Source organism: Neobacillus pocheonensis (genome assembly GCF_050477905.1).
GTDB classification, from domain to species: domain Bacteria; phylum Bacillota; class Bacilli; order Bacillales; family Cytobacillaceae; genus Neobacillus; species Neobacillus pocheonensis_A.
In genome coordinates, this window is sequence record NZ_JBCNAD010000024.1 from 1 (window position 1) to 25,665 (window position 25,665).

Genomic DNA, 25,665 nt, shown 5'->3' on the forward strand with positions numbered 1-25,665 from the left:
ATCAACGAGCTTCGAAAATCATCAATGTACTTTAACATAGCTTTTATTTAAATTTCATCACCTTGAAAAGAGCTAGAAATGTCTAGCCCTTTTAAAAAATTATCTCTCCGCAAACGCTTTAATTTTCGGCAGCACGTTATCCCAGATGTCGGCACTCATGTCACGATATTTTTTGCCATCCTCCATGACGGAAAAATCGCCCTGTAAAATATGTAGAGTGGTTTTTCCATTCGCCTCAGACAGTTTGAAGGTGATTCCATCTTCTTCGGTTACTAGATGCCTATCCTCATATCGAACATCAGATACAGTAAATCTGAGCAATTTATTTGGTTCTAGAGCTGTAACGATTCCTTCCACTGCCACTTCTCCGTCCTGTCCCTTCCAATACACGGGACTGCCAAGCTCCCAAGTAGTTTCGATATGAAACTCTGGCCCGCCGCTTGAGAATTCCACTGCCCATTGATCGGTAAATTCGCGTTTGGTAATGGCTTCCCATACTTTCGATGCAGAAGCATTAATTTCAGTCGTTTTGTCTACGAACAATTTTTCCATATGTACCTCCAAGGATTTTTAATAAGTTATTTCCATTATATCTCAAGCATTAACAACGCTACAAAAATTTATAAAGCCAGCGCCTTAAAAAAGCGCTGGCTCATTCAAAAACACTTTTAATATTTTCTAAGAAAAACAGCCTCTTTATCCAACAATCTTTCCCGGATGGTTTCGTGACAGTGTGATAGAATCTTTTCTATTGACTGTGTGGAATTGGCCAAAATCCTAAGAGCAAATCCAGGAACAGCGAGTATCGAAAGACCAATCTTGCAATTGAGCATTAGCTCAAATCGTTCATGTAATACTTCTAATAAATCCTGATTCACATCATCATGGATGACGACCATCGTCCCAAAATGAGTAAACCCTTCCATCAATCCAATACCAATGATATCCTTATCTGGTTCTAGTTTGATATGATCAAATAAGATAAGCCTATCGGCCATAAAGACTTCCATCTTCGATTGCAGCAGGTCATATTGAAAAACCGTTCCATCCGGTGCCCAGCCTGGGGTAAAAATTTCTGCACAGATTAGCGATGCTCCACTCTCCATCCGAACAACCATCTTTTGTTTGAAACATGCATGCTGATAAGCAATGACCGGATCCGGCAGATATTCTAAGACACTACCACTTTTCAAGAGGATATCCATCTCCTGAATGGCAGGACAAGTCCGTGTTTTGTATATCTTAGTAGAGGATTGATTGGTCACAACGGCCTCAGCATTCTCTTCCAGTACAATGTCAATCTTATAGGAATCCCCGTTAAGGTAACCTCCGCCTGGATTCATAATATAAAAAAAAGCCTCACCGCTTGCTGTCAGATAAACCGGTCTGGTAATTTTAAAAGCTCCCTCTGAATACGACTCTTTTAAAATCGTTTTTTGTCCTTTTCGGGCACCTACCAGTTTTAAATATCCAGTTCCTTTTTCCACTTACGCTAACCCTGCGAGTAAAGCGTTTCTCTTAATCCAATCTATGACTTTACCAACACCTGTATCCGTTTTTAAGTTGGTGAAAATATAAGGTCTACTCCCTCTGGCCACCTTCGTATCTTCCTCCATTACTTCCAAACTTGCTCCTACATAAGGGGCTAAATCAATCTTATTAATGATGAATAAGTCGGATTTAATCATTCCTTGCCCCCCCTTACGAGGAATTTTTTCCCCTTGGGCAACATCGATAATATATATTGAAAAATCAACCAATTCCGGACTAAAGGTAGCAGCAAGGTTATCACCGCCGCTCTCTACAAAAATAATTGAAAGATCCGGATGTTTGTTCTTTAACTCATCAATGGCAGCAAAATTCATCGAGGCGTCTTCACGAATGGCGGTATGTGGACACCCGCCTGTCTCCACTCCGATAATCCGGTCCGCCGGGAGAACGCTGTTTTTTATCAAAAATTGGGCATCTTCCTTTGTATAAATATCATTGGTTACCACCGCCATTTTAAATTCAGCATTCAAGTGTCTAGTCAATCTTTCCACCAGCATGGTCTTCCCCGCTCCCACTGGTCCACCAATTCCAATTCGTATCGGCTCCATCGTCTCCCCCACTTTCGTTTTTATGCTAAGACATAAACAATCGTACATGTAATCGTTGATGACGCATTTGTGCAATTTCCAAACCTGGAGTAACAGCCCCAAAGTCATCTCGATCTAGCATTTCTATTTGCTTCATTGCTTTCAATAAATAGGGGTGGATTTCCAATAATATCCTCTGCCCGTCTGTCTGCCCAAGAGGAATTCCGCGAACTCCATTTTGAACAAGAGTCCCGATTGAAGAATATAAATAGGTCAATATCGCCTGCTTTTTTTCTATTTTTAAAAAATAACAAATCATAGCAAAGACAATTGCTGGATGACCAAAGGCTTCCTTTGTGCGTATTTTTTCTAAATATACATTTAATAAAGGAATAGCGTATAAATCTATTCCCATTTTAATCAGCCTTTCGCCAATACGCCTGTTGGCCTGTCTGGTTTCTTCAGGGATGTTTTGTACGAACAATCTTTGATCCAGTGACCAAATTTCATTCATTTCATTATGATTCAAAGCATCAAAGGCTAACCGGCAGGCCAGCCCATCGGTATAGGTGATTTGTTTTTCTAAATAGACCCTGATCCATTCAAAAAACGTTGTTTTATTATGAACACTTCCTTCCTGAACATAGGTTTCCAGTCCAAAAGAGTGCGAGAAGGCACCAGAGGGAAAATTGGAATCACCTAATTGCAGTAATGCCAATAGATGGCTATCCATGATGATGACCGATATGACGAAAGGCCTTTTTCACTTTCCTTTCCTCTCTAGCAAAGGGAATCTTTAGGGAATCTAACAGCTCCTCAACTAGATAATCGAATTGTACAAGCATTTCATCTCCTTCAAACTGGGCAGGTAAATGCCGGTTGCCTAATTGATGAGCTATTTCTCCCATTTGCTGCAAGTTTGTCGGCCGAATCACAAGTAAGTCATCCGTCATGACACTTACCACTATTATATTTCGATCATCTATATATAAAATATCTCCATCAAGTAAGTCCCTAGGTTCCTTGAGACGGATGCCAATCTCTTTTCCGTGGTCGGTTTTCACTCGCTGTATTCGTTTCATCAAGTCATCGCTAGATAAGAAGACTTTCTCGATATGGCGGCCAGATACAGGGGTTTCAACCACATTACCCACGATTTGCTCGATGATCATTCAAAATTTCCTCCTTAAAATAAGAAATAACGCTGGGCCATCGGTAGAACATCAAGTGGTTCACAGGTGACAAGTTGTCCATTTACGGTCACTTCATATGTTTGTGGATCGACATCGATCAAGGGCATTTCGCCATTAAGCTTCATATCTTTTTTTGTTAGGTTACGTACTCCTTTTACTGCCTTAATCTGCTTTTTTAAACCTAACTTTTCATGCACGCCGAGCTCTATCGCCGATTTAGACATGAATGTAATCGAGGTGGCGTACTTTGCTTTTCCGAATGAAGCAAACATGGGGCGATATAGTACCGGCTGCGGAGTGGGGATGGAAGCATTAGGATCACCCATCAAGCTATGAGCAATCATTCCCCCTTTAATGACCATCTCCGGTTTCACTCCAAAAAAAGCTGGATCCCAAATAACAAGGTCAGCGATTTTTCCAACCTCCACAGACCCGACATCGTCTGCAATTCCATGTGTTATCGCCGGATTGATCGTATATTTGGCTATGTAACGCTTCACCCGATAATTGTCGCCTGCACCCGAATCTTCCAACAGCTTTCCTCTTTGTTTTCTCATCTTATCTGCCGTTTGCCAAGTCCGGGTAATGACCTCCCCCACACGTCCCATCGCCTGAGAATCCGAGCTAATCATGCTGAATACACCCATATCATGAAGAATGTCCTCAGCGGCAATGGTTTCTTTTCGAATCCTTGAATCAGCAAAGGCAATATCCTCCGGGACTTCAAGGTCTAGATGATGGCAGACCATGAGCATATCTAAGTGTTCATCTAAGGTGTTGATTGTATAAGGTCGAGTTGGATTGGTAGAGGATGGAAGGATGTAAGGGAAGCTTGCCACCTTTATAATATCAGGAGCGTGTCCACCGCCAGCCCCCTCCGTATGGTAGGTATGAATGACTCTTCCATTAATGGCAGCCAAGGTATCCTCGACAAACCCGCCTTCATTCAATGTATCCGTGTGGATGGCTACTTGAATATCATATTGGTCGGCGACCCTAAGACAATGGTCAATCGCCGATGCCGTTGTTCCCCAGTCTTCATGGAGTTTAAGGCCGATTACACCGGCATTGATTTGTTCAATTAATGGTTCTTCTGCAGACGCATTTCCCTTTCCTAAGAATCCTAGATTCATAGGAAATTCCTCTGCTGCTTCTAGCATGCGGTAGATATTCCATTCCCCTGGCGTACAAGTTGTCGCATTCGTTCCGGTTGCTGGGCCCGTTCCGCCGCCAATCATCGTGGTAATTCCAGACGATAGAGCTGTTTCAATTTGCTGGGGACTAATAAAGTGGATATGTGCATCGATCCCGCCGCCTGTGACAATCATTCCTTCTCCAGCAATGACCTCAGTCGAAGCTCCAATGACCATGTCTACACCATCCATGAGTAATGGGTTACCGCTTTTGCCGATCCCGGCAATCCTACCATCGCGAATCCCGATGTCAGCTTTATAAATCCCGCTATAATCGACAATAATGGCATTAGTAATAACAGTATCGAGCGCTCCTTCAGCACGGGTGGCACGCGGGTGCTGACCCATTCCGTCACGAATCACCTTGCCGCCTCCGAACTTTACTTCATCCCCATAAACAGTAAAGTCTTTTTCGATTTCAATAAATAAATCTGTGTCGGCCAGGCGGATGAGATCGCCGGTAGTGGGACCAAACATATCGGCGTATTGCTTTCTTGACATTCGAAAGCTCATGAAGGGCCTCCCTCCCTTTGATCCAATTTCCCATCGGTTTTATTGTTCAACCCATAGACTTCACGCTGTCCGGAGAATGGGACGAGTTCTATTTCTTTTGCATCGCCAGGTTCAAATCGGACAGCGGTACCTGCCGGGATATTTAAATGCTTGCCAAATGCTTCGTTACGTGTGAATTCAAGTGCCTTATTTACTTCGAAAAAATGAAAGTGAGAGCCTATTTGAATCGGACGGTCTCCTTTATTGAGTACACTTACTTTTGAGACTGGCCGACTCGTATTGCAGATAATAGGTTCTTTTTTTAGACGGTATTCTCCCGGAATCATTATTTTCAACTCCTATTAAACTTGCAATTTGTAGAATAGTCTCTCTAAATTGTAGAATAGACCCCTTTTTTTGTAGAATACCTCCTATAATTTGTAGAATAGCCCCCTTTTTTTGTAGAATACAAGTTTTAAACCTAAACTAAACCCCCATTTGTATATAGCTATCGAATCGGTTCATGGACCGTGACTAGCTTTGTTCCATCCGGGAATGTTGCCTCTACTTGGATATCTCTAATCATTTCTGGAATGCCTTCCATTACATCCTGTGAAGTTAGTATTTTTGTCCCCTCACTCATCAGCTCCGCTACCGATTTTCCATCTCGTGCACCTTCGATAATCTCGTAAGTAATGAGAGCAACTGCTTCTGGATAATTTAACTTTAGACCGCGATCCTTTCTGCGCCTTGCCAGGTCCGCGGCGACAACAATCATTAATTTTTCTTGCTCCCGTTGAGTAAGTTTCACGCCTTCTCACCACCCAATAAATCATACAGGGTGCAAGCGATGATTTTTGCAGCATCGAGTAAATCCTCAAGACGAATATTTTCATCGGCCCGATGTCCATTCGCTTCTTCTAACACTTTCGGTCCGACACCAAACATAATTGTGGGGATACCTTCTGCATAGAAATGACGGGCATCCGCATAGATAGGGACACCGTTGATGGATAATTCACCTTTTCCCTTCATAATCGATTGCCAATTCGCACCAAGCGCAGCAATAAGCGGTGAATCTTCTGGAACAGGACCAAAGCTATTGGCATGGAGGATTTTGTGAATATCCACTTTTAATCCCTCGATATCTGCAGCTGCTTGATTCACCACTTCTCGAAGCTCTGCTTCGGCTAGAACCGCGTCTTCTCCAGGAATCAATCTTCGATCAATCCGGATCTTGCATTCATCTGGTACGACATTGGTGTTGATTCCTCCAGTGATTAGCCCCACTACCAAGGTCGGGTGATCGATGCCTGGTACCGCTGATTTTTTCGCACTAAGTGTTTTACGATATTCATATAAAGCCTTTAAAATTTCTGTCGTGGCTTCAATCGCGTCTATTCCAGTATGGGGAAGCGCGGCATGGGCAGATTTTCCGATCGTTTTAATTTCGAAATGCAAGCAGCCGTTGTGGGCATTCACGGCAGAATAGGTAAACCCCGCGGCAATGGCGAGATCAGGTTTAATGACCCCTTGATCAAGCAGCCGCTTCGGTCCTATTTCTCCCCCCGTTTCTTCGTCAAAAGTAAAAGCCAAATCGACTTTCCCTTGCAGGGCGACATCGAGCTTTGCCTGTTTTAACGCCAGTACGGCATACGTATAGGCTGCAATATCTGATTTGGAGACAGCCACTCCCCGGCCATACATTTTTCCATCGATAATCTCCCCTCCATAGGGGTCAGTACTCCAGCCTAAACCTGGCGGCACCACATCACCGTGTGCATTTAACACAACATTTGTCCCTTCGCCGCTGCCAAATTCGGCGCTGGCAACGACATTCGCTAAACTAATCATTCCTGCCGCTTTCACGGCAGCCTCTTCCACCTCCAATAAAGACGAATCCTCAAATCCGAGCTCAACTAGCTGCTGGTGGAGGAGGGCGGCAATAGGATAACAGTCTCCCGCCGGATTATCCGATGGGGTCTGCACCAATTTTTTTAGAAAACTGATCATGTCCTCTTGGTGCTCGTCAATCCACTGAATCACCCTTTTCTTATCTTGGTTCAACTCACTTCTCCCCTTTCTCTTGGTAGGCCAGCTGATATAACAATTGAATGACTACTTGAAGCCCTGTTTCTAAATCGTTGGTCGCAGTATATTCGAAGGGAGAATGACTAATTCCTCCCTGACTGGGGACGAACACGATCGTGGTGGGACAAACCCGGGCAAACAGCTGGGCATCATGCCCCGCTCCGCTATTCATCACATGATACGTAATACCCCGATCCATGCAAATGGACTTAACCTTTTCATTTAAGGCAGCATCCATTTGAACAGGTTCAACCTCATGCCATTTTTCTATCTGAAGCTTCAGGCCCATTTGTTTAGCGATTTCCAAAGAGCGTCCAGCAAATTGCTCGCAAAACCGGCACAGAACCGATTCCAATGGATGCCGGGCATCCACCGTAAAAACAACTTGGCCGGGAATCACATTGGGCACATTCGGTTCAACCACAAACTGCCCTACCGTTGTGACCAGATTCTCATCGTATTTTTTAGCTTGTTCATATAATTCATGAATCATTGACACCGCTCCATGGAGCGGATCTTTCCGCCATTTCATCAGGGTTGTACCGGCATGGTTGGACTCTCCCTTGACGGTGATTCGATACCTTTTTTGACCTACAATCGTCTGAACAACCCCAATCGATTTTTGCGTTTTTTCCAAACTCGGGCCTTGTTCAATATGTAATTCAATAAAGGCGTCGATATCGCTGCGGATATTATAATCAAAGTTAGAAAACCCAAATCCAGCCTCTTTCATCGCTTCCTCAAAGCGGATTCCCTCTGAATCTTTTAGATGATAAATATCTTGATAGGAATAGACACCTGTCATCATCCCAGACCCCCAGCAAGCAAGGGGAAAGCGGCTCCCCTCCTCTTCGCATAGCGAGACGACCTCTAGATTTACACGTGGATGGCCATACTGCTGTTTAAGCTCATCTAAGGCTAGGATTCCTGCCAGGATCCCATAAGCTCCATCAAACCTTCCCCCAGTATTCACGGTATCGACATGCGAACCTGCAAGAATGGTCGGGGCTTGCAAGTCACCGCAAGTCAATCGTCCAAACAGATTTCCAATCGAATCATAATACGTTTGCAGTCCAAGTTCCTCCATCCATTCCTTAAGGGCCTGCTGCGCTTCTTTCCATGGCTTGGAATAAAGCGGGCGGGTAACGCCGCCGCTAGGAACGGCTCCAAATGAGCTAAGCCACTCGATGGCTTCCGCCAGATTTTTGGGGTAATGACCCATCACACTCTCTCCCTGTTAGAGACTTTGACCAAACTTCTCTTTCGTTACACCCGCTTGATCATCATAAATAACCTTGCCGCGCAAAAGGGTTTTCTTTATTTTGAGAAAAAATTCCCGGTCCTCATATGGGGAATATCGATTTCGAAAAGCAAAGGATTTTTGATCGGCTACGGTTGTTTCATCTAATCGTATCAATACTAAATCCGCATCCAGTCCCGGTTGGATCCTTCCTTTTCTCCCTGCGATTCCAAACCGCTGCGCAACATTGGAGCTCCCTAAAGGCAAAATGTATTTTAAAGGAATTTTCCGTTCAAGGGCCTCATCCATGACAGCAAGCCAAGTAAATTGAACCCCCTGTATCCCGCCCCATGCGTCCCAGATAGAATCAGTAGATTTCATTGAATATAGACATGGAGAATGATCGGATCCGATGGTATCAATCAAGCCATTTGCGAGGCAGTCCCATAATCCTTCTACCTCATCTCGCGGTCTTAGCGGCGGCGCACATTTATAAATGGCCCCATTTTTATTAAAATCCTCTTCATCAAAAATTAAATAATGCGGGCAGGTTTCAACCGTTACGTCCACGCCGCTTTTTTTGGCTTGCTCAATAAGCTCCACCACTTTTGCCGAACTGATATGGACAAAATGGAGGGCCGTTCCATACTTCGCTGCAAGCTCTAAGGCGTAACGAACAGCCTTTTCTTCAGCGGATACCGGCCTGCTTGCTAAAAAAGCCTTCCGCTCATTCATCCTAGGTCGATTTTTATAATAAGCTGTCAGTCTACTAATCTCCTCTTCCCATTCCGCATGCAAAGCGAGTATTTTATCGTGTTCCTTTGCCGCTTGCATTGCCTGTTTTAATTCATTCGGTGATACACACGGAAAATCTTCGATTCCACTCGCGCTCATAAACGCCTTCCAGGCGATAATCCCCTCACTCATTTGTGCCAGCTCGGACCGATTTTGCAAATTATCAGCAGTCATCCCGCCCCAAAGAGCGTAATCAATAGAAGACAAAACAGATAAGTATCCTTTTTTCCGAGTAAGATGCTTCATGTTTGTGATTGATGGCGAACAATTCAGCGGCATATCGAAGATGGTTGTCGTGCCGCCGATTGCAGCAGCTTTGCTCCCGGTCTCCATTCCTTCCCATTCGGTCCTACCGGGATCATTAAAATGGACATGGGCATCAATAAATCCCGGAACCACCAGACAGCCGCTTGCATCGATAATCGCTTCTGTTTTCTCTATTAAAGGTTCTGCTTGAATTTTTACAAGCGAGTCAATCCGCTCATCAATGATTTTAATATTTACTTCCTGAAACCCTTCATCCGTAAAAACAAGCCCATTTTTCACCCATAACTCTGTCGGCATCGGTTTCACCCTAACTTCCTCGATAAGTACTGTATCCCCCAGGTGAAATCAACAGAGGGACATGATAATGGGAGACAGGATCGGAAATACCAAACCGAACAGGAACGCACTCTAGGAACGAAGGATCGCCATTTAATGTTCCACGGTTTCGGTAATATTCTCCAATATGAAATCGAAGTTCATAGATTCCTTTTTTCATGGATGGTCCCTCCAAGAGCGGCTGGCTTAGACGGCCATCCTCGTTCGTATGACTTATTTGTAAGAACTCAAACTGTTTATCGGATTCAACCAGCCATAATTCAACTAACACACCGGCTGCCGGCTTTCCGATACTCACATCTAGAACATGGGTTGTCAGCCTGCCCGTCATTTGTGTGAATCCTCACCATTAGCAAGATCCGCTCGTGTCATCGAAAAACGTTGAAAACCAAACGGAGGGCGTGGCTCGGTAAAGACTTTTCCTTCCTCTGAAGCAGGGATCTCGTCTAAAACCGTTTCCCATGTCCGGTTGTTGGATTCAAAGCGGACCTCGACTAGCTGTGGGAACCTTTCCAGTATTCGCTTTCCAATCCGATAAATCAGATTTTGGATAGACGGTGAGTTTTCTTCATGGAAAACCGTATAGGCAATATCTCTTATCTGCTCTGCGGCAACATAACCATCGGGTGAATGGCCCCTCGCATCCTCTAAATCGTTATAACGCCAATCAATATTTAAAAAGATAAATAACGGGCGATCATAGGATTCCGGCAGTGTCGTATACTCATCCTTCACATAGCCGTAAAAAGAACTGCCCCTGACCTTTATCAGCTTTAGCCCTTTTAAACTGCTTATATGGTCTGAAGTAGCTATTTCACCCTCTGAGCGTATCAGATCAACAGATGCACATGCCTGTTCATTTAATGAATAGCGGAACACCAATGGACTTGGTGCAAAACCACCCTTTGTCGGAACAGGAAGTTCGTCAAAGGGAATTTGTTCGCCGGAAATCTTGATAGCGGTCATTTGCGGGTATTTTTCCAGAAACCTTTGTCCGACAAATTCCAAGAATCCTTCCTGTGTTGCACCCTCATAGTCCCCTGCATGCTTGAGAATAAAATTCTTCATCGAATCCGTTGCGACCACTAATGTGTTATCCCCATCTTTAAATGAGGAGAAAAAGGCGTCCCCCTCTACAGCCACTTTTACATTTATTCCAAAAAGGATATTCTCACAGCCCTGATAAGCTGATTCAGGAATGGACCGGATGGCCCTAAGGGGTTTTGCGTACGTACGATATACCCATACAGCCTCTTTTCCATAACTCATCGTTCTTTGCATGTGCTCATCCCCTTTAATCGATGATATCGTTCAAGCGGAAACCGGCGATTTTATATACTTCATTCAATGCGGTAACACATTCAGCTTCATAGTTATAGTTCACTCGCTCCTTCATGGCGGAAAGGATCGTATCCTTGTTTTGGCCCTTCACTGCCATAATAAAAGGAAAGCCAAATTTCTTAACATACCTTTGGTTCAGGTCGATAAACTCCTCGTATTCATCCTTTGAAAGCTGATCAAGGCCAGCACCCGCCTGCTCTTTTTGAGAAACCGCCGACATTTTTAACTTGGATCCAAGATCGGGGTGTGCCCTAAGAAGTTCCAGCTTTAGTGCTTCCTCTGCCTGATGCACAATCGTTACCATCGTTTGAAATAGTTCTTTACGAGATGGGAAGGGAATACATTTCCACGCCTCTTCGGCCACCCATGGAGAGTGTTCAAATATCCAGCCGATTGTACCAACGAATACTTCTTTCTCCATTTGATTTATCCTTTGAATTGTTAGACTATCGATACAGATAACCTCCTTTCACCTTTTCGTAGTCTTCTTTCGTATCAATATCTAAAAAATCCCTAGCATTCTCATAATCTACAAATTTCCCTGCCAATTCTTGCGATAACAGCAGCTTTCTTGCTCCCTCATCCCCTTGAAGCTTTAACAATGCAGGGATAACTTCTGTTGAAAAAATAATCGGCGGCCGTGGTATCCCTTGAAAACGTGCTGCGACAAACCCAACGTTTTTCTTATGTTTTCGATAGCTTAAAATTAAATCATTGATAATAGATAATGAGAGAAATGGTTGATCGGCGAGGAGGACCATAATTCCCTCAGGCTTTCTATCCAACGCTGCCAGCAGTCCGCGGCGCAGGGAATATGCCTGCCCCTTGACCGAATCACTGCACGATAGGGGTGTCCACCTATTCCTGAAGGGCGGGAGAAATAGTTCCGAATCAATCCATGTGAGAGCGTCCGCTTCTCTCGTTATAACAAAGATATAATCCAAATTAGATTGAAGTACGGTCTGTAAACCAGAATTTCCAACTGTTGTCTTACCCAATGGAAGTGCAAGTTTATGAGCCTTCATCCGCCTGCTTTCACCCGCTGCCAGATAAATAGCTATCAATCCGTTACCCCTCAATGGACTTCACCTTTTCGAGCTTTTTGATCCGCTGCTTTTGTATTAATTCCGCTACGATGCTGACGGCGATCTCCTCCGGACCTTCTGCCCCAATCGAGATTCCAACCGGGCTGCTAATCTCTGGAGGAATCCCATTCCCTTCCAAAAGACGTTCAGTTCTCAATTTAGAGCCAATCACCCCTAGGAACCTTAATTTTTTGTTTTGTAAAAGCTTTAATATCTCTTTGTCTCTTTGAAAATGGTGAGTGGTGACGATCACGGAATCGCTGCTTGATAATTGAAGCTTGGGAATAACCTCATTTGGAACACCAACCAATATTTGAGTAGCATCTGGGAAAAGTTCCTGTTTGCACAAACCAGGTCTCCAATCGGAAACTAGCACCGAAAAACCAGTCTGTGATGCCAGCTTTACCAGCGGCACTGCATCCCTCCCTGCTCCAAAAACGATTAACCGTGGTTTAGGTTCAAAGGAATGTATGTAAAGATCCGCTGTTACCTCCGGAAAGAAACTGATTCCGCTTTTAGGAGGATTTTGGTGAACTTCACTCAAAAGATTCTTGAGATTGGAAGGCAAAATACCTTGCCACTTCCCAAAAAAATGCTGATGGTCAGTAACAAACAAGTATTCAACCACCGAGTAATCAAGAGTCAATTTTTTTACCACCGTTACCCGTTTTCCACTTTCTAGTAGGAATTTTAATTTACGCAAATGAGAATAAAGACAGGCATCCACTGGCTCGAGCAAGATGCTGATGACTCCATTACAGCCTGCCCCCTGTCCCCAAGACAAATCGTCCTCATCCCGCATATCATAGACAATGGTTTGCGAAATCTGTTGGTTTCTAGTCTCTTCAACTCGATAGGCTAAATCCTCTTCTAGACATCCTGCACTAATCATGCCGACTTGTAATCCATTTTTTCTTACTAGCATAGAAGTGCCTGCTTTTCGGTAGGCAGAACCTTCTACCCGAATGATTGTAGCAAGAACATCACCTTCAGCTGCCGTATTAAGAGAGTTTAATATCTCATGTATCCCTTCCATTTAAGACAACCTTTCTTTAAATATTGGTTGTTAATGCCGATTGTTGAATATGCCACCAGGTTGTTGGGGTGAGAACCTCTGACAGCTGGAAGATGATGTTATAGCATCTGTCATCAGCCTTTTACCTATAATATCCAAAAGGCGAAATAGCATCTACATTAGTGTCATATAATCTCACAAAGGTATTTTCAATACAGATATCTGGCAGAAATATAATAAGGAAGAAAGTTAAGTCATTCATACTAGCTAGTTTGAAATAGAGGTCCTTTTGGAGCAAATTCTAAGAAAAAGTCTGTCGGATAATCTGACAATAAGAGAGAAATTATGAGGATGCTATTGAATAATTATCTATAGCTTAAAAATGCAAAACTGTACTCCCCTTCAAACCCACTGCAAAGCCGCATGAATCGAATGTTTACTTAATATATAGTAGATAGGAGAGGTTGTTATGTCAGATTTTCATTTTATGGAGAAAGCCATCGATATTGCCCTAAATAATGTCCTTACCATCCACGGGGGACCATTTGCAGCAAAAAATAATGTTGAATACTAATCTGATTAAAGAGGATGATGGCCAATGGAGATAAATCGATTAATCAAAAGAATATCAGTAGCATCTGGCAGGGAGCCCGCCGATACGGTTATTAAAAATGGGAAGATTATTGATGTCTTTAACGGTGAAATAATCGAAGGAGATATCGCAATTGTTGATGGATTCTTTGCAGGGATCGGAAGATATGATGGAAAAAATGTGATTAATGCGAACGGGCGTTATGTTTCACCAGCTTTTATTGATGGGCATGTACATATCGAGTCATCGATGGTTACAGCCACTGAATTTGGAAAAGTCCTTCTCCCACACGGGGTTACATCGGTAATAGCTGATCCTCATGAAATCGCTAATGTTTTAGGGGCAGAAGGGATCCAATACATGCTTGATTCCTCTGAAAACCTTCCATTTGACTTTTTCTTTATGCTTCCTTCCTGTGTGCCAGCAACCGAATTCGAACATTCAGGTGCGACTTTAAAAGCGGATGCATTAAGGCCTTTTTACCATCATCCTCGCGTTCTTGGCTTAGCTGAAGTCATGAATTACCCAGCTGTCATGAATACTGAACCTGATATGCTTGAAAAAATTTCAGACAGCAAACAGGCAGGGAAAAAAGTCGACGGCCATGCTGCCGGACTGTCTGCGAAAGATTTGAATGTCTATATGTCTGCTGGCATTCGAACAGATCATGAAAGTACAACTGCTGAAGAAGCAAAGGAACGCCTTAAAAGAGGAATGTATTTGATGATTCGTGAGGGCACGGTTGCAAAAGATTTGCAGCAATTAATTCCGGTCGTGAACGAGCGAAATGCTAGACGCTGTTTATTTGTAACTGATGATAAGCATTTAGATGACCTGATCCAGGAAGGCAGTATTGATCATAATGTAAGGTTGGCGATTGCTACTGGACTCTCCCCCATAACTGCCATTCAAATGGCAACCCTCAATGCCGCAGAATGCTTTGGACTTGATGATAAAGGGGCCATTGCTCCGGGATACAAAGCGGATTTCATCTTATTAGATGATCTTAAAACAATCAAGGTGACAGATGTTTACAAGGATGGAAATATCGTAGTTGAGAATGGGATTTTGGTAAATACCACAGAGAATAAGCTTTTAAACGAAACCGCTCATTTAAAGAATTCTGTTCGATTTCATGAAATTACAGAAGAGGACTTTCATATTTCCTTAAAGGCAAGCAAAGCAAATATTATTGAAATCATTCCAAATAGCCTTGTTACCCGCCATATCGTTGAAAAGGTAGATCGGTGTGAAAAGAGCTTATTCAAAATTTCAATAGCAGCAGATCAATTAAAACTGGCCGTAATTGAACGCCACCACATGACAAACAATGTTGGATTAGGTGTAGTGAAAGGCTTAGGATTAAACACAGGTGCAATTGCCACAACCATTGCCCATGATTCCCACAATCTTATTATCGCCGGGACGAACGACCATGATATGGTGGTTGCAGCCAATGCCATCAAAGATATGCAGGGCGGTTTAATTGTGGTAAATCAAGGTAGAATAATAGCAGCATTAGAACTTTCCATCGCTGGGCTCATGTCGGACCGTCCTTATCAGGAGGTTTTATCCAATCTTAAAAACATTAATGACGCTGTGAAACAGCTTGGAGCAAGCGACTTGTTTAATCCATTTTTAACTTTATCTTTTTTAGCGCTTCCCGTTATTCCCGAAATAAAGCTTACCGACATAGGCTTGTTTTCCGTTTCTAAATTTAAACATGTTAGCATTGTTGACTTTTAATAATACAAGAAATCCCCTCACTAATATAATGTAAGGGGATTTTAACTTTTTCCCTATAAAGCAACCGATTCCTGCTTTTCCACCTTTTCATGATAATATCGATCAAGAAAATGGCCATTTAGTGATGCCAGTATTTGTTGAAAAAGCATGCCAACGACAACAGGTACAGCAACCGCAGCCGGAAAAAAGGAAACTGCTATAACGGCTCCGGCACTGATATTTCGCATTCCCCCCGTAAAGGTCAAGGTAATGACTGTATCTCGGTCACGCTTCATGAAACGTCCGATTAAAAAGGATAAAAAGTATCCAGAAAGAGCGACAAAAAAGACGACCAATATAATACTGATAAGTTTAAGATTAATATGTTTTAAATATGGTGCAACAACAGCACCATTCAGCATCACGACAATTCCAATCGCGAGTTTAGAAAAAGGAGCAAGTTTAGAGCCTAATTGATCTTTTATTTTCCCTTTAGTCATTTGGTTTAAAAACATCCCGATAATGGATGGAATGACGATCATCCCAAATAACCCCTTCATAATACTTATGAAATCCATATCAATTTTCTGACTCACAAATAAGGATAGAGAATACGGAACAATAAACGGTGATAATAATGTATCTATTAAAATAATCGATAATACGAGCGGTATGTTTCCTTTGTAGATAGAAACCCATATGAAGCTTGTAACACCTGTTGGGATTACCATTCCTAATATGAGCCCGGTAATCGTGTAAACATCACCAAGGAAGGCAATATGGCCTACTCCCCATGCCCATATTGGCATCAAAAGATGAAGAGTTAGCATCGCTAAAAAAATCGGAATTGGATGGGTAATAACCTCTTTAAGCGATTGGAAATTGGAGCTCAAACTACCTGCAAACGTCATGAAAGCAAAAATCCAAGGTATTAAAAAGGAATAGTCCTTCAAATAAGTACTGAGCAACACACCTGTCACAACACCGGTCGGAGTAATGAATGGCATAATTTTTTCTAGTTGTTTATTTAATTTCTGCAGCATTTAGGGTCTCTCCATCTTAGTCTTTAACAGATTTCAAATATTCCTTCCAAGCCGTGAGGCCGCCCTCTAAAACAATCACCTTATAATCGTGGCTGTCTAAAATATTGGCACATTTTGCTGCCGAGTTGCCCGTTGTACAGCTGACAACAATTTCCTGTTCTTTTGGCAAGGATAGATGAGAGGTCTCACCTGTTTCTTCAAGATCAAAAATATTGGTCTTAGGAATATTAATACTTTGAATTTGTGGATCCTCGATATGAAAATCTTTGTATTTTTCTTCTGCCCTTACATCCAGCAGAGTTATCTTTTCATTTCCTCTCAGTCTTTCGTGCAGTTCTTTCGGCGATATTTTTTGTATCGTCAACGTAAACACCTCCACTAAAAGGATAACATAATTTCTATTAAATTGGATGTTAGTCTTTCGTGAAACGAAAAATTCCCAACTTCCCTCCTTTCCGTCTCAAGTCTTAGTTAAAAATAAATCTCCAGTACATTGGATAGTACTAGAGGATTTCTTATGATGGTTATAGAAGTTGTTAGAAAAAAGGGGATGGAAAAAAATGAAAAGAATTTTGTTTCTATTAATAGTCATTACCGGTTTATACATTGTCTTTAACCACTCCTGGCAATTCAATGCTATTAGTGCAAGTAAACAAGACGGGCAAGCAGCAATTTCTGCAGATACCGAAATGATTAAGATAGATGTTTCGAGTGTTAGTACAATCATTATTCCGGAGGATAGGGAAGATTTAAAGGCTGTTTATACCGGTAAACAAAAGCTAAATATTCGCGAAAATGGAGACGAAGTAGAAGTTTCCATTAAAGGAAAATGGTTTGATTGGTTTAACTGGGGCCCATTTTCCGAAAAGAGAAAGTTAAAAATCTATATCCCTGAAGACTATAACCAGAACATGCAGATTGATTTAGGATCAGGAAACGTAAGTTTTTCAGGCCGCTCCAAAAACAATCCAATGAAATTAGATGAGTTAACCGTCGATATTGGTTCTGGGAATATGAATCTCAAAAATCTGCACGTCAAGAATTTTAACCAGGATGTTGCCTCAGGAAATGTAGATATCGATTCACTAAAAACTGAAACAGGCACTTTGGATCTTTCCTCTGGTAATCTTGATATTAAACATTATACGGGGGCGGTTGAGGCAGATGTATCCTCTGGAGAGTTAAATATTCAAATCGATAAATTAGTTGATTCCATTAAATTAGATTTAAGCTCTGGAGATGTGGGGCTCGATTTGCCAAACAACTCCGATTTCACGCTAAACGGAGATGTGAGCAGCGGGAATATCACTTGTGACCTGCCACTAACTTCGAAGGATGTCAACAATAAAAGCATCCATGGTACACATGGATCTGGCAAATATAAGATTGACCTTGATGTTTCTAGCGGCAGTATACATGTCCATTAACTTGAAAAAGCGTTTGGGATCTTAACATATCCCAAACGCTTTTTCATTTAGATATAAATCTGTAACCAATAACACCCAAAAATCATACCGTATATTGCCTTGTGTTTTGATCATGGAAGGAGCGTTACAATGTATAATAACCCTTTTCAATATCAGGTTTTTCCTCCAATTCCTGTCTACCCGCTTTATGCCATGTACCCTCAAATGCCTCGAACATATCCATCAGTGGATATTAAAATATTCTCGCAATCCGTTCATACGTTTCGTCTGCTAATGGAACAGGGAAGTATTTTGTTAAATCGATTAGGCGATGCCGGCTTTGCACATAAAATGATGGCTGCTGCCCAGCAAGGAAAAAAAGTTGAAGTGGACAGTTTAATAAAATCAATTGGCCTGAAAGTTCCAGTCGTTACAAAATATACGCCCTCCGGAGTAAACTTCGTCTTAACTACACAAACGGGCCAAAACCAGCCAGCTAGCTGCTGCACCTTAACTGTTGCGATGAAATGGGGAAACTAAAGAGAACCTCTCATGGAAAACATATTTATTTTATAACAAAAGTGGTATCCCCAATTAATTCGGGATACCACTTTTTTCATTATGATTGGCAAGAAACAGTTCTATTTGATTAGCATGTAATGGTTTACTAAACAAATAGCCTTGTCCAATATCACAGTCATTATTCTTTAAAAAGTTAAGCTGTTCTTCTTTTTCAATTCCTTCAGCAATAACTGTAAAGTTAAGATTTAACCCCATATCAATAATCGTTTTCACCATCATGCCTTGGTTGGAATGGTATAGAATATCATCAACAAAGGATTTATCGATCTTAATTTTATCAATTGGGAGATGCTTTAAATAACTTAGGGAAGAATACCCTGTTCCAAAATCATCCATTGCTAACAGGACGCCCCGCTCTTTTAATTGATTTAAAATAATCGTAGAATTCTCTAGGTTTTGCATAACACTTTCGGTAATTTCCAGTTCCAACTGACACGCTTCCAGCCCAACTTCATCCAATACAGCTGAAATAAACTCAATCAGATGATCATCTTCAAATTGCCTTACAGAGACATTAACCGCAATCGGAAAATCAACGAACCCAGCATTCTCCCATATTTTCCTCTGTTTGCAGGCCTCTTTTAACACCCATTTCCCAATTGGTACAATCAAGCCTGTTTCCTCTGCTAATGGAATAAATTCAGCAGGAGATATATATCCATGCTCAGGGTGCTGCCAGCGCAACAAAGCCTCAACCCCGACGATTTCTCCGGTAGTCAAGGACAACTGAGGTTGATAATAAAGCATCAATTGATTCTGCTCCAATGCTTTTCGTAAACCATTTTCCAGTTCCATTTTCCGTATTGATATACCATTAAACTGAGAGGAGTAAAATTGGAAATTATTTTTGCCTCGTTCTTTTGCTTTGTACATTGCCGTATCAGCATTCTTAATGAGCGTTTCCTCATCCGTTCCATCATCCGGGAAAATGCTGATTCCGATGCTGGGAGTGACAAAAAATTCTTGGTTATTCACTTCAAATGGCTTGGAAAAATCATTCAAAATCCGCTTTGCCACCTCAGTGACTTTCTCCTTGTCGATATCCTCAAGCAATATGATAAACTCATCGCCGCCCTGCCTTGAAACAACCCCTTCGTTATTGACCGCCATTTCTAATCTGATAGCAACTTTTTGAAGAATAATATCTCCAATTGTATGACCTTTTGTATCATTAATAATTTTGAAGCGGTCTAGGTCAAGGAACAATACCGCTAATATTTTGTTTTCTTGAGTTTTTAAGATTTTGTTCAATTGCTTTCTAAAACGATTTCGATTTGGCAGTCCAGTTAAGGTATCATAGTAGGCCATTGTTTTAATGGTTTTCTCTGTTTTCTTTCGTTCGGTGATATCTCTGCCAACTACTTGCACAGCAAATCTGCCCTCATAAAGAATTGGGGTTGATGCCATTTCCACATCTATCGACTCTCCATCCAACCGTTTCACTTGAAATTCGAGTCTTTTTCTTTCATGATAGCTATTATCCACGCTGCTTGACTTATTCGAAAAAATTTCGATAATATTTGGCGGAACAAACTTTAATGGAGATGTGCCTATTAATTCTTCCCGATTGCTGGCCCCTACGAGCTTCCAGCCTGCTTCATTTATATATTCAATTTTAAATCGGCTTACAACGGCAATGATGTCAGGCGACATCTCTACTAAACTCCGATAGCGATCTTCACTTTCTTTTCGATCGGTGATATCAAACAATACACTATTAAAGTCTACTAATTTTCCCGTACTGTCTAAGGTTGGGAAGCCTCTATCATGAATCCAGCGGACTTCACCATCAGGCCGGATAATCCGGTATTCACTAGTGACTGTTTCACCTATTGCCACTTTCTTTTCTCTTTCAGCTAAAACAGGTAAGTCATCAGGGTAAATCACTTTTTTCCAAAGATTAAGATCGTTGTGAAAATCGATATAGGAATAACCATACAATTTTTCGATGCCTTGAGTGATTAATAGATTATCTGTTCTTAAGTCATGGGACCAGATAGCCACATCAAGGGTATCAAAAATATTTTTCAATTTCTGTTTACTTTGTCTTAATTCTTCTTCATTGTTCTTCATGCCTTTTAAAGAATCAATTACATAAGGAAATATGACTATTAGTATGATAATAGTTGCAAACTTTATAAGGATAAAGGAGGGGAAAAGAAATGAAGATAACAAACCAAGGATCTCTGTTAAAACAACAGAGTAAAATACCAGTATCCAATTAAGCTTAAAATTCTTGATCTTGGTTCTCATACTAGCCTCCTTTATAAGGATTGTTTATTACTAGGTTATTATCTTTAAAATAACAAATATTTATCTACAAAACAATTGCTTATTCGACAAAACTGAAAGCGATTACACCGTTTTATCCACTTGATAATCATATTAACGACTCTCTGTTTATACAAAATAATGTTTTTTCCAGTTTGTTCAATTTTCTGTCAAATCATTTCAAACAAACTGTGAACTTATCACTATTGTCATGTTTTTTATAGTGAAAAAGAATATAGTGAAACTATAAAAAACAAACAAAATTTGAAGGGTGGAATCATTTATGTTTAACAAATTTTTAAGAGAAAATAAGATTTCTGCAGTTATCCTAACAGTCTTACGTTTATACCTTGGATACTCTTGGATTACCGCAGGAATTGGAAAATTAACTAGTGGCGGCTTTGATGCTTCTGGATTCTTAAAAGGAGCGATTGCAAACCCGGTAAAAGGGCCAGACGGAACTGTCGTATTTGGCTGGTATGTGGACTTCTTAAAACACTTTGCACTTCCAAACGTGGATGTGTTCAACGTATTAGTACCTTGGGGTGAAACATTGATTGGTTTAGGCTTAATCTTAGGATGCTTAACAACTACAGCCATGTTCTTTGGTTTAGTGATGAACTTCTCTTTCTTCCTAGCAGGTACAGTATCTCACAACCCTAGAGACATTTTCCTTGGCTTTATCATCTTAACTGCGGGTTATAACGCTGGTAGAATCGGGTTAGACCGTTGGGTTATTCCTTTCTTCAGAAAATATAACAAAAAAGGCACTGGTATCGAAGCCCCTAAAGCAATAGCAAAATAACATAATGAAAGAGACGATTCGAGTCGTCTCTTTCTTTTTTAATTAATCCTTTTATTCATTCAAGGAATTCCAGTATTTGTTGTTTTGTTGGCAGTGAGGAAATGGCTCCTTTTCCAGTTGTGGTCAAGGCCCCGCCTCCATTTGAAAAGGCCAGTATTTCCTCGTTGTTTCTTTGTAAGAAATCCTCGAGGCTGACAAGTTCCGCTTTCATTTCCAACAGTTTATAAAGAAAACCTCCAATAAAGGCATCTCCTGCCCCAGTTGTGTCCTGAACTTCAACAGTAAAACCACTTGATTCATACTTATTGCCATTTACATAAAGATCAGCACCTAAAGCTCCTTTTGTATAAACGACCGCTTTTACATTGCCGGTGAATAGGGATTGAACGGCCTCATCGATATCCGTTTTCCCCGTAATAAATTCAAGTTCCTCATCTGAAATTTTTACAATGTGGGCAAGCGGGAGAAATTCACGAATCGCTTTTTGACATGCTTCCGGGTCTTCCCATAATGGCAGTCTTACATTGGGATCGAAACTGACAATTCCACCATTGTCCAGTACTGCTTGGATCGCTTTTTTATGTGCTAGCTTCATCGGACTTTCAACCAGATCCACAGAACAAAAATGGAGAATATCCCCTGCACTAAACCAGGAAGGTTTAATTTCCTCTTCCTTTAATAACAGATCCGCCGATGGGTTCCGATAAAATGAAAAATCCCGTTCACCATTATTCTTTAATGACACAAAGGCAAGACCCGTATTCGCTTCCTTCGTACGGAAAATTTTATCCGTTTCAACGCCTGCCTCCTGCAGCTGTTCAATCAGAAAATCACCGAATGCATCCATTCCCAGCTTCGTAATAATCGTTGATCGTTCCCCGTATTTTGCCACCGCTGCAGCCACATTTGCCGGAGCTCCTCCCGGGGCGCGTTCAAACGAAAGGACATCCTTCAGATTGACCCCTTTTTGCAGCGGGACGAAATCGATTAATACCTCACCTATTGCGAATAATTTCCCCAACCTATCCACCTACTTTTCCATACTGCCTAATCTATTGTCCATTTCACAACCCTAAGATTAGCCTGACCTTCATTGGCAAAAAAACGAATCCCCGTACTTTCTTTCTTCGGAAAAATTCGGGCTGTAAACACTTCCTCGCCGTCGTTAATAAAAACTTCGACAGAAGAAACATCAACGAAAATATGAAATTTAATTTTTTCAGCATCTAGATGACACTTTCTTATCGTACCAAATTTTTCAGCAAACGGCTGTCCTGAAAAGGTGCGATCCAATACAATTTTTTTAGTGGCTTTTTCAAATTTAACGATTGTTTTTTCTTGTTCTCCAACACGAAGTTCAATTCCAAACTCATCAGCATCGGCTTCAGTAAATTCGGCAATTAACTCATATGATTCTCCATGAAAATCATCAATCGCATGAATGCCGTAAATGATGGTTTCAACAGTAATTTTTTCACCTCGAAGTTTTTTTAGTTCACTGACAGGGGTTTGAAGTAATTTATTGTCTCTTATCGTAATATCTCTCGGAAGTGTCAAACAATGAGCCCACCCGTATCGATCAGTCGGATAATCAATCTCCGGAAGCCCCATCCATCCTGACAATATTCTTCGTCCTTTTGGATCAAACATCGTTTGTGGAGCATAAAAATCAAATCCACGGTCCAACTCAGTGAAGCTGCCATGTACAAAATTTTTTTCCGCAAGATCAAGCTTATCGCCAATCAGATAGCCAGATTGATAAATATTTTGAAATTCATCTTCCTTTGGAAGAATACCCTGTGGGGAGAAAATTAAAATGCCCTTATTGTTTATCTCAAAATAGTCGGGACATTCCCACATGTAGCCGAAATGCCTCATGTTTGTATTGATTTCCCCTTCAAATTGCCAGTCCATCATATTTGGTGAGCTATAGAGTAATACACATCCCGTCTCATCAAAACGCTGCGCACCGATAATCGCGTAAAAGCTTTCACCCGCTTTCCAAACCTTAGGATCACGAAAATGTTCAGTATACCCTGTTGGAACGGTAGAAATAACCGGCTTATTCATTTTTGTAATACTCCCGCCTAGATCCATAATGGCGATACATTGATAGGGTTTCCTTACCCAGTTTTCATCACGGGTATTTCCGGTGTACATTAAATAAAGCTTTCCGTTATTCTCAATCGCGCTTCCGGAATAGGCGCCATGGCTGTCAAAATAATCATATGGTTCAATGGCAATTCCGGCGTTTTCCCAATGAACCAGATCCTTAGATTTCGTATGATACCAATATTTCAAGCCATGCACGGGCCCTAACGGGAACCACTGATAAAACAAATGATATTCTCCTTCATAAAAAGAAAAACCATTAGGATCATTTAATAGTCCTGTGACAGGCTGAATATGAAATTTCTGTCTCCATGGACATTCATTAACCCTTTTTGAAAGTTCGTGTATTTCCTTTTCCTCTGTTTCGTCTAATCGTTTATATCTCCGTTCTTTTGTCCATTCCATTGATGCAACCTCACTTTTAGGACAAAGAGAGGAGAATCATTTGATCCTCCATACTTTGCATTGTTTTATTATGCCGCAGCCTTTGAAGATTCCTTAGCTTGTTTAGAAGCATTTCTTTTGGCCAGGATCATTGTTGTTAAAAACGCAATCGCAAAGGAAATGGCCATTCCTAAAATATAGAACGTGATGGTGCCGGGTTTTATCGAGATTACTCCTGGAAGACCAGCCGCACCAAGGGCAATGGCTTTCACTTTAAATAATGAAATAAACGCAGAACCCGCAGCAGCACCAGTTATCGCTCCAATAAATGGATATCTAAGTTTTAAGTTCACACCAAACATGGCAGGCTCGGTAATGCCCAAAAGTGCGGAAATACCGGCAGCCGAAGCTACTCCTTTAATTTTGCTGTCTTTCGTCATAAGCAGAACAGCAATAGTTGCAGCTCCTTGGGCTACGTTTGACATTGCTGCAATCGGGAAGATGAACGATCCCCCTGTTTTTGCTATATCAGCCAACAATTGTGTTTCAACAGCAATAAAACTATGGTGCATACCTGTTATAACAATCGGTGCATAAACTAGTCCGAAAAGGGCTCCGCCTATGAAACCTGTCGTATCGTACATCCAAACTAGTCCATCCGTTAGGAAATTACCTGCGGACCGCATCACTGGTCCGACCAAAGTAAAGGTTAATACTCCTGTAATGAAAGTCGCCAATAATGGTGTAATTAAATTGTCCAATGCTGATGGTACATGTTTTCTTAGGTAGGTCTCTGTTTTGGCTAAAATATAGGAAGCAGCTAAGACTGGAAGAACCGTTCCCTGGTATCCAACCTTTTGGATTTCAAACCCAAAGATTTTCCAGACAGGAATTTTACCCTCTGCTAACGCGGCACCATAGCCCCATCCATTCAATAAATCCGGGTGAACCATCAGCATCCCCAATGCCGCACCAAGATAGGGATTTCCGCCAAACCGCTGGGTGGCTGAAAAACCGATTAAAACGGGGAGGAACACAAAGGCTGCATTAGCAAATGTATTTATTAGTGCAGCTAAATCTGCCATTTGCGGGTAAGCTTGAATCAATGATTTTCCTTCTATAAATAAGTCCGAAGCAGTTAGAACATTATTAAGTCCCATTAATAAACCACCGGCAACGATGGCTGGGATAATCGGAACGAAAATATCAGAAAGCATTTTAACAAATTGCTGGAGCAGGTTTAATTTTTTCGCTCCTGCTTCTTTTACTTCTTTTGTCGACATTTCGGTTAAACCTGTTAGGGCAGCAAATTCTTGATAGACTTTATTAACTGTTCCAGCACCGATAATAATTTGATATTGTCCTCCAGTTGAGAAGGTTCCTTTTACAATATCCATTTGGTCAAGTTTTTCTTGCTTGATTACTCCTTCGTCATGCAGGACTAAGCGTAAGCGGGTCGCACAATGTGCTGCTGCTGAAACATTTTCTTTTCCGCCCAGTGCTTCAAGAATCTCATTTGCTTCCTTTTTGAAATCCATTCCGATATCCCCCTTTTTTATAGGTTCCCTTAGGAACCGGTTCCAAATTTTCTTAAAAAAATAAAGCGTCTTTTGTATTGG

Annotated in this window: 26 protein-coding genes; 4 read left to right on the forward strand and 22 right to left on the reverse strand. The window is 41.4% G+C overall.

Annotation, left to right across the window (positions count from 1 at the left end; all coding sequences use genetic code 11):
* Positions 1-99: 99 nt before the first annotated feature.
* From ABES02_RS13995 to ABES02_RS14070, 16 genes are all read right to left on the reverse strand, one after another.
* Complete coding sequence (locus ABES02_RS13995; RefSeq protein WP_430135737.1) at positions 100-552, reverse strand: SRPBCC family protein; 453 nt, start codon at positions 550-552, stop codon at positions 100-102.
* A 116-nt stretch (positions 553-668) separates the two neighbouring features.
* Entirely contained in the window at positions 669-1,487 is an 819-nt protein-coding gene (locus tag ABES02_RS14000) for an urease accessory protein UreD (protein WP_430135740.1), read from the reverse strand.
* Positions 1,488-2,099, reverse strand: a complete 612-nt coding sequence (ureG, locus tag ABES02_RS14005; RefSeq protein WP_430135743.1) for an urease accessory protein UreG — start codon at positions 2,097-2,099, stop codon at positions 1,488-1,490.
* Positions 2,100-2,124: 25 nt separating this feature from the next.
* The gene (locus ABES02_RS14010) at positions 2,125-2,811 is read right to left on the reverse strand and encodes an urease accessory protein UreF (protein ID WP_430135746.1); all 687 of its coding nucleotides are present in this window, start codon (positions 2,809-2,811) and stop codon (positions 2,125-2,127) included.
* A complete protein-coding gene (gene ureE, locus ABES02_RS14015) occupies positions 2,804-3,250 on the reverse strand; it encodes an urease accessory protein UreE (protein WP_430135749.1) in 447 nt (148 codons plus the stop codon). Before ureE ends, ABES02_RS14010 begins: the two co-directional genes overlap by 8 nt.
* A 14-nt stretch (positions 3,251-3,264) precedes the next feature.
* The gene (gene ureC, locus ABES02_RS14020; RefSeq protein ID WP_430135751.1) at positions 3,265-4,977 is read right to left on the reverse strand and encodes an urease subunit alpha; all 1,713 of its coding nucleotides are present in this window, start codon (positions 4,975-4,977) and stop codon (positions 3,265-3,267) included.
* Positions 4,974-5,303 carry an urease subunit beta gene (locus tag ABES02_RS14025; protein WP_430135754.1) on the reverse strand — a complete coding sequence of 110 codons (330 nt, stop codon included), beginning with the start codon at positions 5,301-5,303 and terminating at the stop codon, positions 4,974-4,976. Before ABES02_RS14025 ends, ureC begins: the two co-directional genes overlap by 4 nt.
* 161 nt (positions 5,304-5,464) lie before the next feature.
* Positions 5,465-5,767, reverse strand: a complete 303-nt coding sequence (locus ABES02_RS14030) for an urease subunit gamma (protein ID WP_430135756.1) — start codon at positions 5,765-5,767, stop codon at positions 5,465-5,467.
* Positions 5,764-7,023 (reverse strand): ArgE/DapE family deacylase, encoded by a 1,260-nt coding sequence (locus tag ABES02_RS14035; RefSeq protein ID WP_430135759.1) that lies wholly within the window; start codon positions 7,021-7,023, stop codon positions 5,764-5,766. Before ABES02_RS14035 ends, ABES02_RS14030 begins: the two co-directional genes overlap by 4 nt.
* 1 nt (position 7,024) lies before the next feature.
* The gene (allC, locus tag ABES02_RS14040; protein ID WP_430135762.1) at positions 7,025-8,269 is read right to left on the reverse strand and encodes an allantoate deiminase; all 1,245 of its coding nucleotides are present in this window, start codon (positions 8,267-8,269) and stop codon (positions 7,025-7,027) included.
* Between the two features lie 15 nt (positions 8,270-8,284).
* On the reverse strand, positions 8,285-9,646 hold the full coding sequence (gene allB, locus ABES02_RS14045; RefSeq protein ID WP_430135765.1) for an allantoinase AllB: 1,362 nt from the start codon (positions 9,644-9,646) through the stop codon (positions 8,285-8,287).
* Between the two features lie 10 nt (positions 9,647-9,656).
* The gene (gene uraH, locus ABES02_RS14050; RefSeq protein WP_430135767.1) at positions 9,657-10,016 is read right to left on the reverse strand and encodes a hydroxyisourate hydrolase; all 360 of its coding nucleotides are present in this window, start codon (positions 10,014-10,016) and stop codon (positions 9,657-9,659) included.
* On the reverse strand, positions 10,013-10,966 hold the full coding sequence (gene pucL, locus ABES02_RS14055; RefSeq protein ID WP_430135770.1) for a factor-independent urate hydroxylase: 954 nt from the start codon (positions 10,964-10,966) through the stop codon (positions 10,013-10,015). Before pucL ends, uraH begins: the two co-directional genes overlap by 4 nt.
* A gap of 13 nt (positions 10,967-10,979) precedes the next feature.
* Positions 10,980-11,447 (reverse strand): 2-oxo-4-hydroxy-4-carboxy-5-ureidoimidazoline decarboxylase, encoded by a 468-nt coding sequence (uraD, locus tag ABES02_RS14060; protein WP_430135774.1) that lies wholly within the window; start codon positions 11,445-11,447, stop codon positions 10,980-10,982.
* Between the two features lie 25 nt (positions 11,448-11,472).
* Positions 11,473-12,090 (reverse strand): NTP transferase domain-containing protein, encoded by a 618-nt coding sequence (locus ABES02_RS14065; RefSeq protein ID WP_430135777.1) that lies wholly within the window; start codon positions 12,088-12,090, stop codon positions 11,473-11,475.
* A gap of 4 nt (positions 12,091-12,094) precedes the next feature.
* A complete protein-coding gene (locus tag ABES02_RS14070; RefSeq protein WP_430135780.1) occupies positions 12,095-13,147 on the reverse strand; it encodes an XdhC family protein in 1,053 nt (350 codons plus the stop codon).
* Between the two features lie 577 nt (positions 13,148-13,724).
* On the opposite strand from ABES02_RS14070, the gene ade reads away from it, so the two are divergent.
* Positions 13,725-15,464: an adenine deaminase gene (ade, locus tag ABES02_RS14075; protein WP_430135783.1), complete on the forward strand. Its 1,740-nt coding sequence runs from the start codon at positions 13,725-13,727 to the stop codon at positions 15,462-15,464.
* 53 nt (positions 15,465-15,517) lie between these two features.
* On the opposite strand, the gene ABES02_RS14080 is transcribed toward ade, so the two are convergent.
* Positions 15,518-16,486: a bile acid:sodium symporter family protein gene (locus ABES02_RS14080; protein ID WP_430135786.1), complete on the reverse strand. Its 969-nt coding sequence runs from the start codon at positions 16,484-16,486 to the stop codon at positions 15,518-15,520.
* 16 nt (positions 16,487-16,502) lie between these two features.
* Complete coding sequence (locus tag ABES02_RS14085; protein ID WP_430136138.1) at positions 16,503-16,859, reverse strand: rhodanese-like domain-containing protein; 357 nt, start codon at positions 16,857-16,859, stop codon at positions 16,503-16,505.
* Between the two features lie 187 nt (positions 16,860-17,046).
* Between ABES02_RS14085 and liaG the strand changes: the two genes are divergently transcribed.
* Both liaG and ABES02_RS14095 read left to right on the forward strand, forming a co-directional pair.
* Positions 17,047-17,913 (forward strand): LiaG family protein, encoded by an 867-nt coding sequence (gene liaG, locus ABES02_RS14090; protein WP_430135789.1) that lies wholly within the window; start codon positions 17,047-17,049, stop codon positions 17,911-17,913.
* Positions 17,914-18,042: 129 nt separating this feature from the next.
* The gene (locus tag ABES02_RS14095) at positions 18,043-18,432 is read left to right on the forward strand and encodes a hypothetical protein (RefSeq protein ID WP_430135793.1); all 390 of its coding nucleotides are present in this window, start codon (positions 18,043-18,045) and stop codon (positions 18,430-18,432) included.
* A 54-nt stretch (positions 18,433-18,486) separates the two neighbouring features.
* Here the strand turns inward: ABES02_RS14095 and ABES02_RS14100 are convergent, their stop codons facing one another.
* Entirely contained in the window at positions 18,487-20,727 is a 2,241-nt protein-coding gene (locus ABES02_RS14100; RefSeq protein ID WP_430135796.1) for a putative bifunctional diguanylate cyclase/phosphodiesterase, read from the reverse strand.
* Positions 20,728-21,028: 301 nt separating this feature from the next.
* Between ABES02_RS14100 and ABES02_RS14105 the strand changes: the two genes are divergently transcribed.
* Entirely contained in the window at positions 21,029-21,550 is a 522-nt protein-coding gene (locus tag ABES02_RS14105; protein ID WP_430135799.1) for a DoxX family membrane protein, read from the forward strand.
* 55 nt (positions 21,551-21,605) lie between these two features.
* Here the strand turns inward: ABES02_RS14105 and ABES02_RS14110 are convergent, their stop codons facing one another.
* The 3 genes from ABES02_RS14110 to ABES02_RS14120 all read right to left on the reverse strand — a co-directional run bounded on the left by ABES02_RS14110 (position 21,606) and on the right by ABES02_RS14120 (position 25,584).
* Positions 21,606-22,571 carry a carbohydrate kinase family protein gene (locus tag ABES02_RS14110; RefSeq protein ID WP_430135802.1) on the reverse strand — a complete coding sequence of 322 codons (966 nt, stop codon included), beginning with the start codon at positions 22,569-22,571 and terminating at the stop codon, positions 21,606-21,608.
* Between the two features lie 26 nt (positions 22,572-22,597).
* Positions 22,598-24,067, reverse strand: coding sequence for a glycoside hydrolase family 32 protein (locus tag ABES02_RS14115; protein ID WP_430135805.1), 1,470 nt, complete (start codon positions 24,065-24,067; stop codon positions 22,598-22,600).
* 68 nt (positions 24,068-24,135) lie between these two features.
* A complete protein-coding gene (locus ABES02_RS14120; protein WP_430135808.1) occupies positions 24,136-25,584 on the reverse strand; it encodes a sucrose-specific PTS transporter subunit IIBC in 1,449 nt (482 codons plus the stop codon).
* Positions 25,585-25,665: the final 81 nt, after the last annotated feature.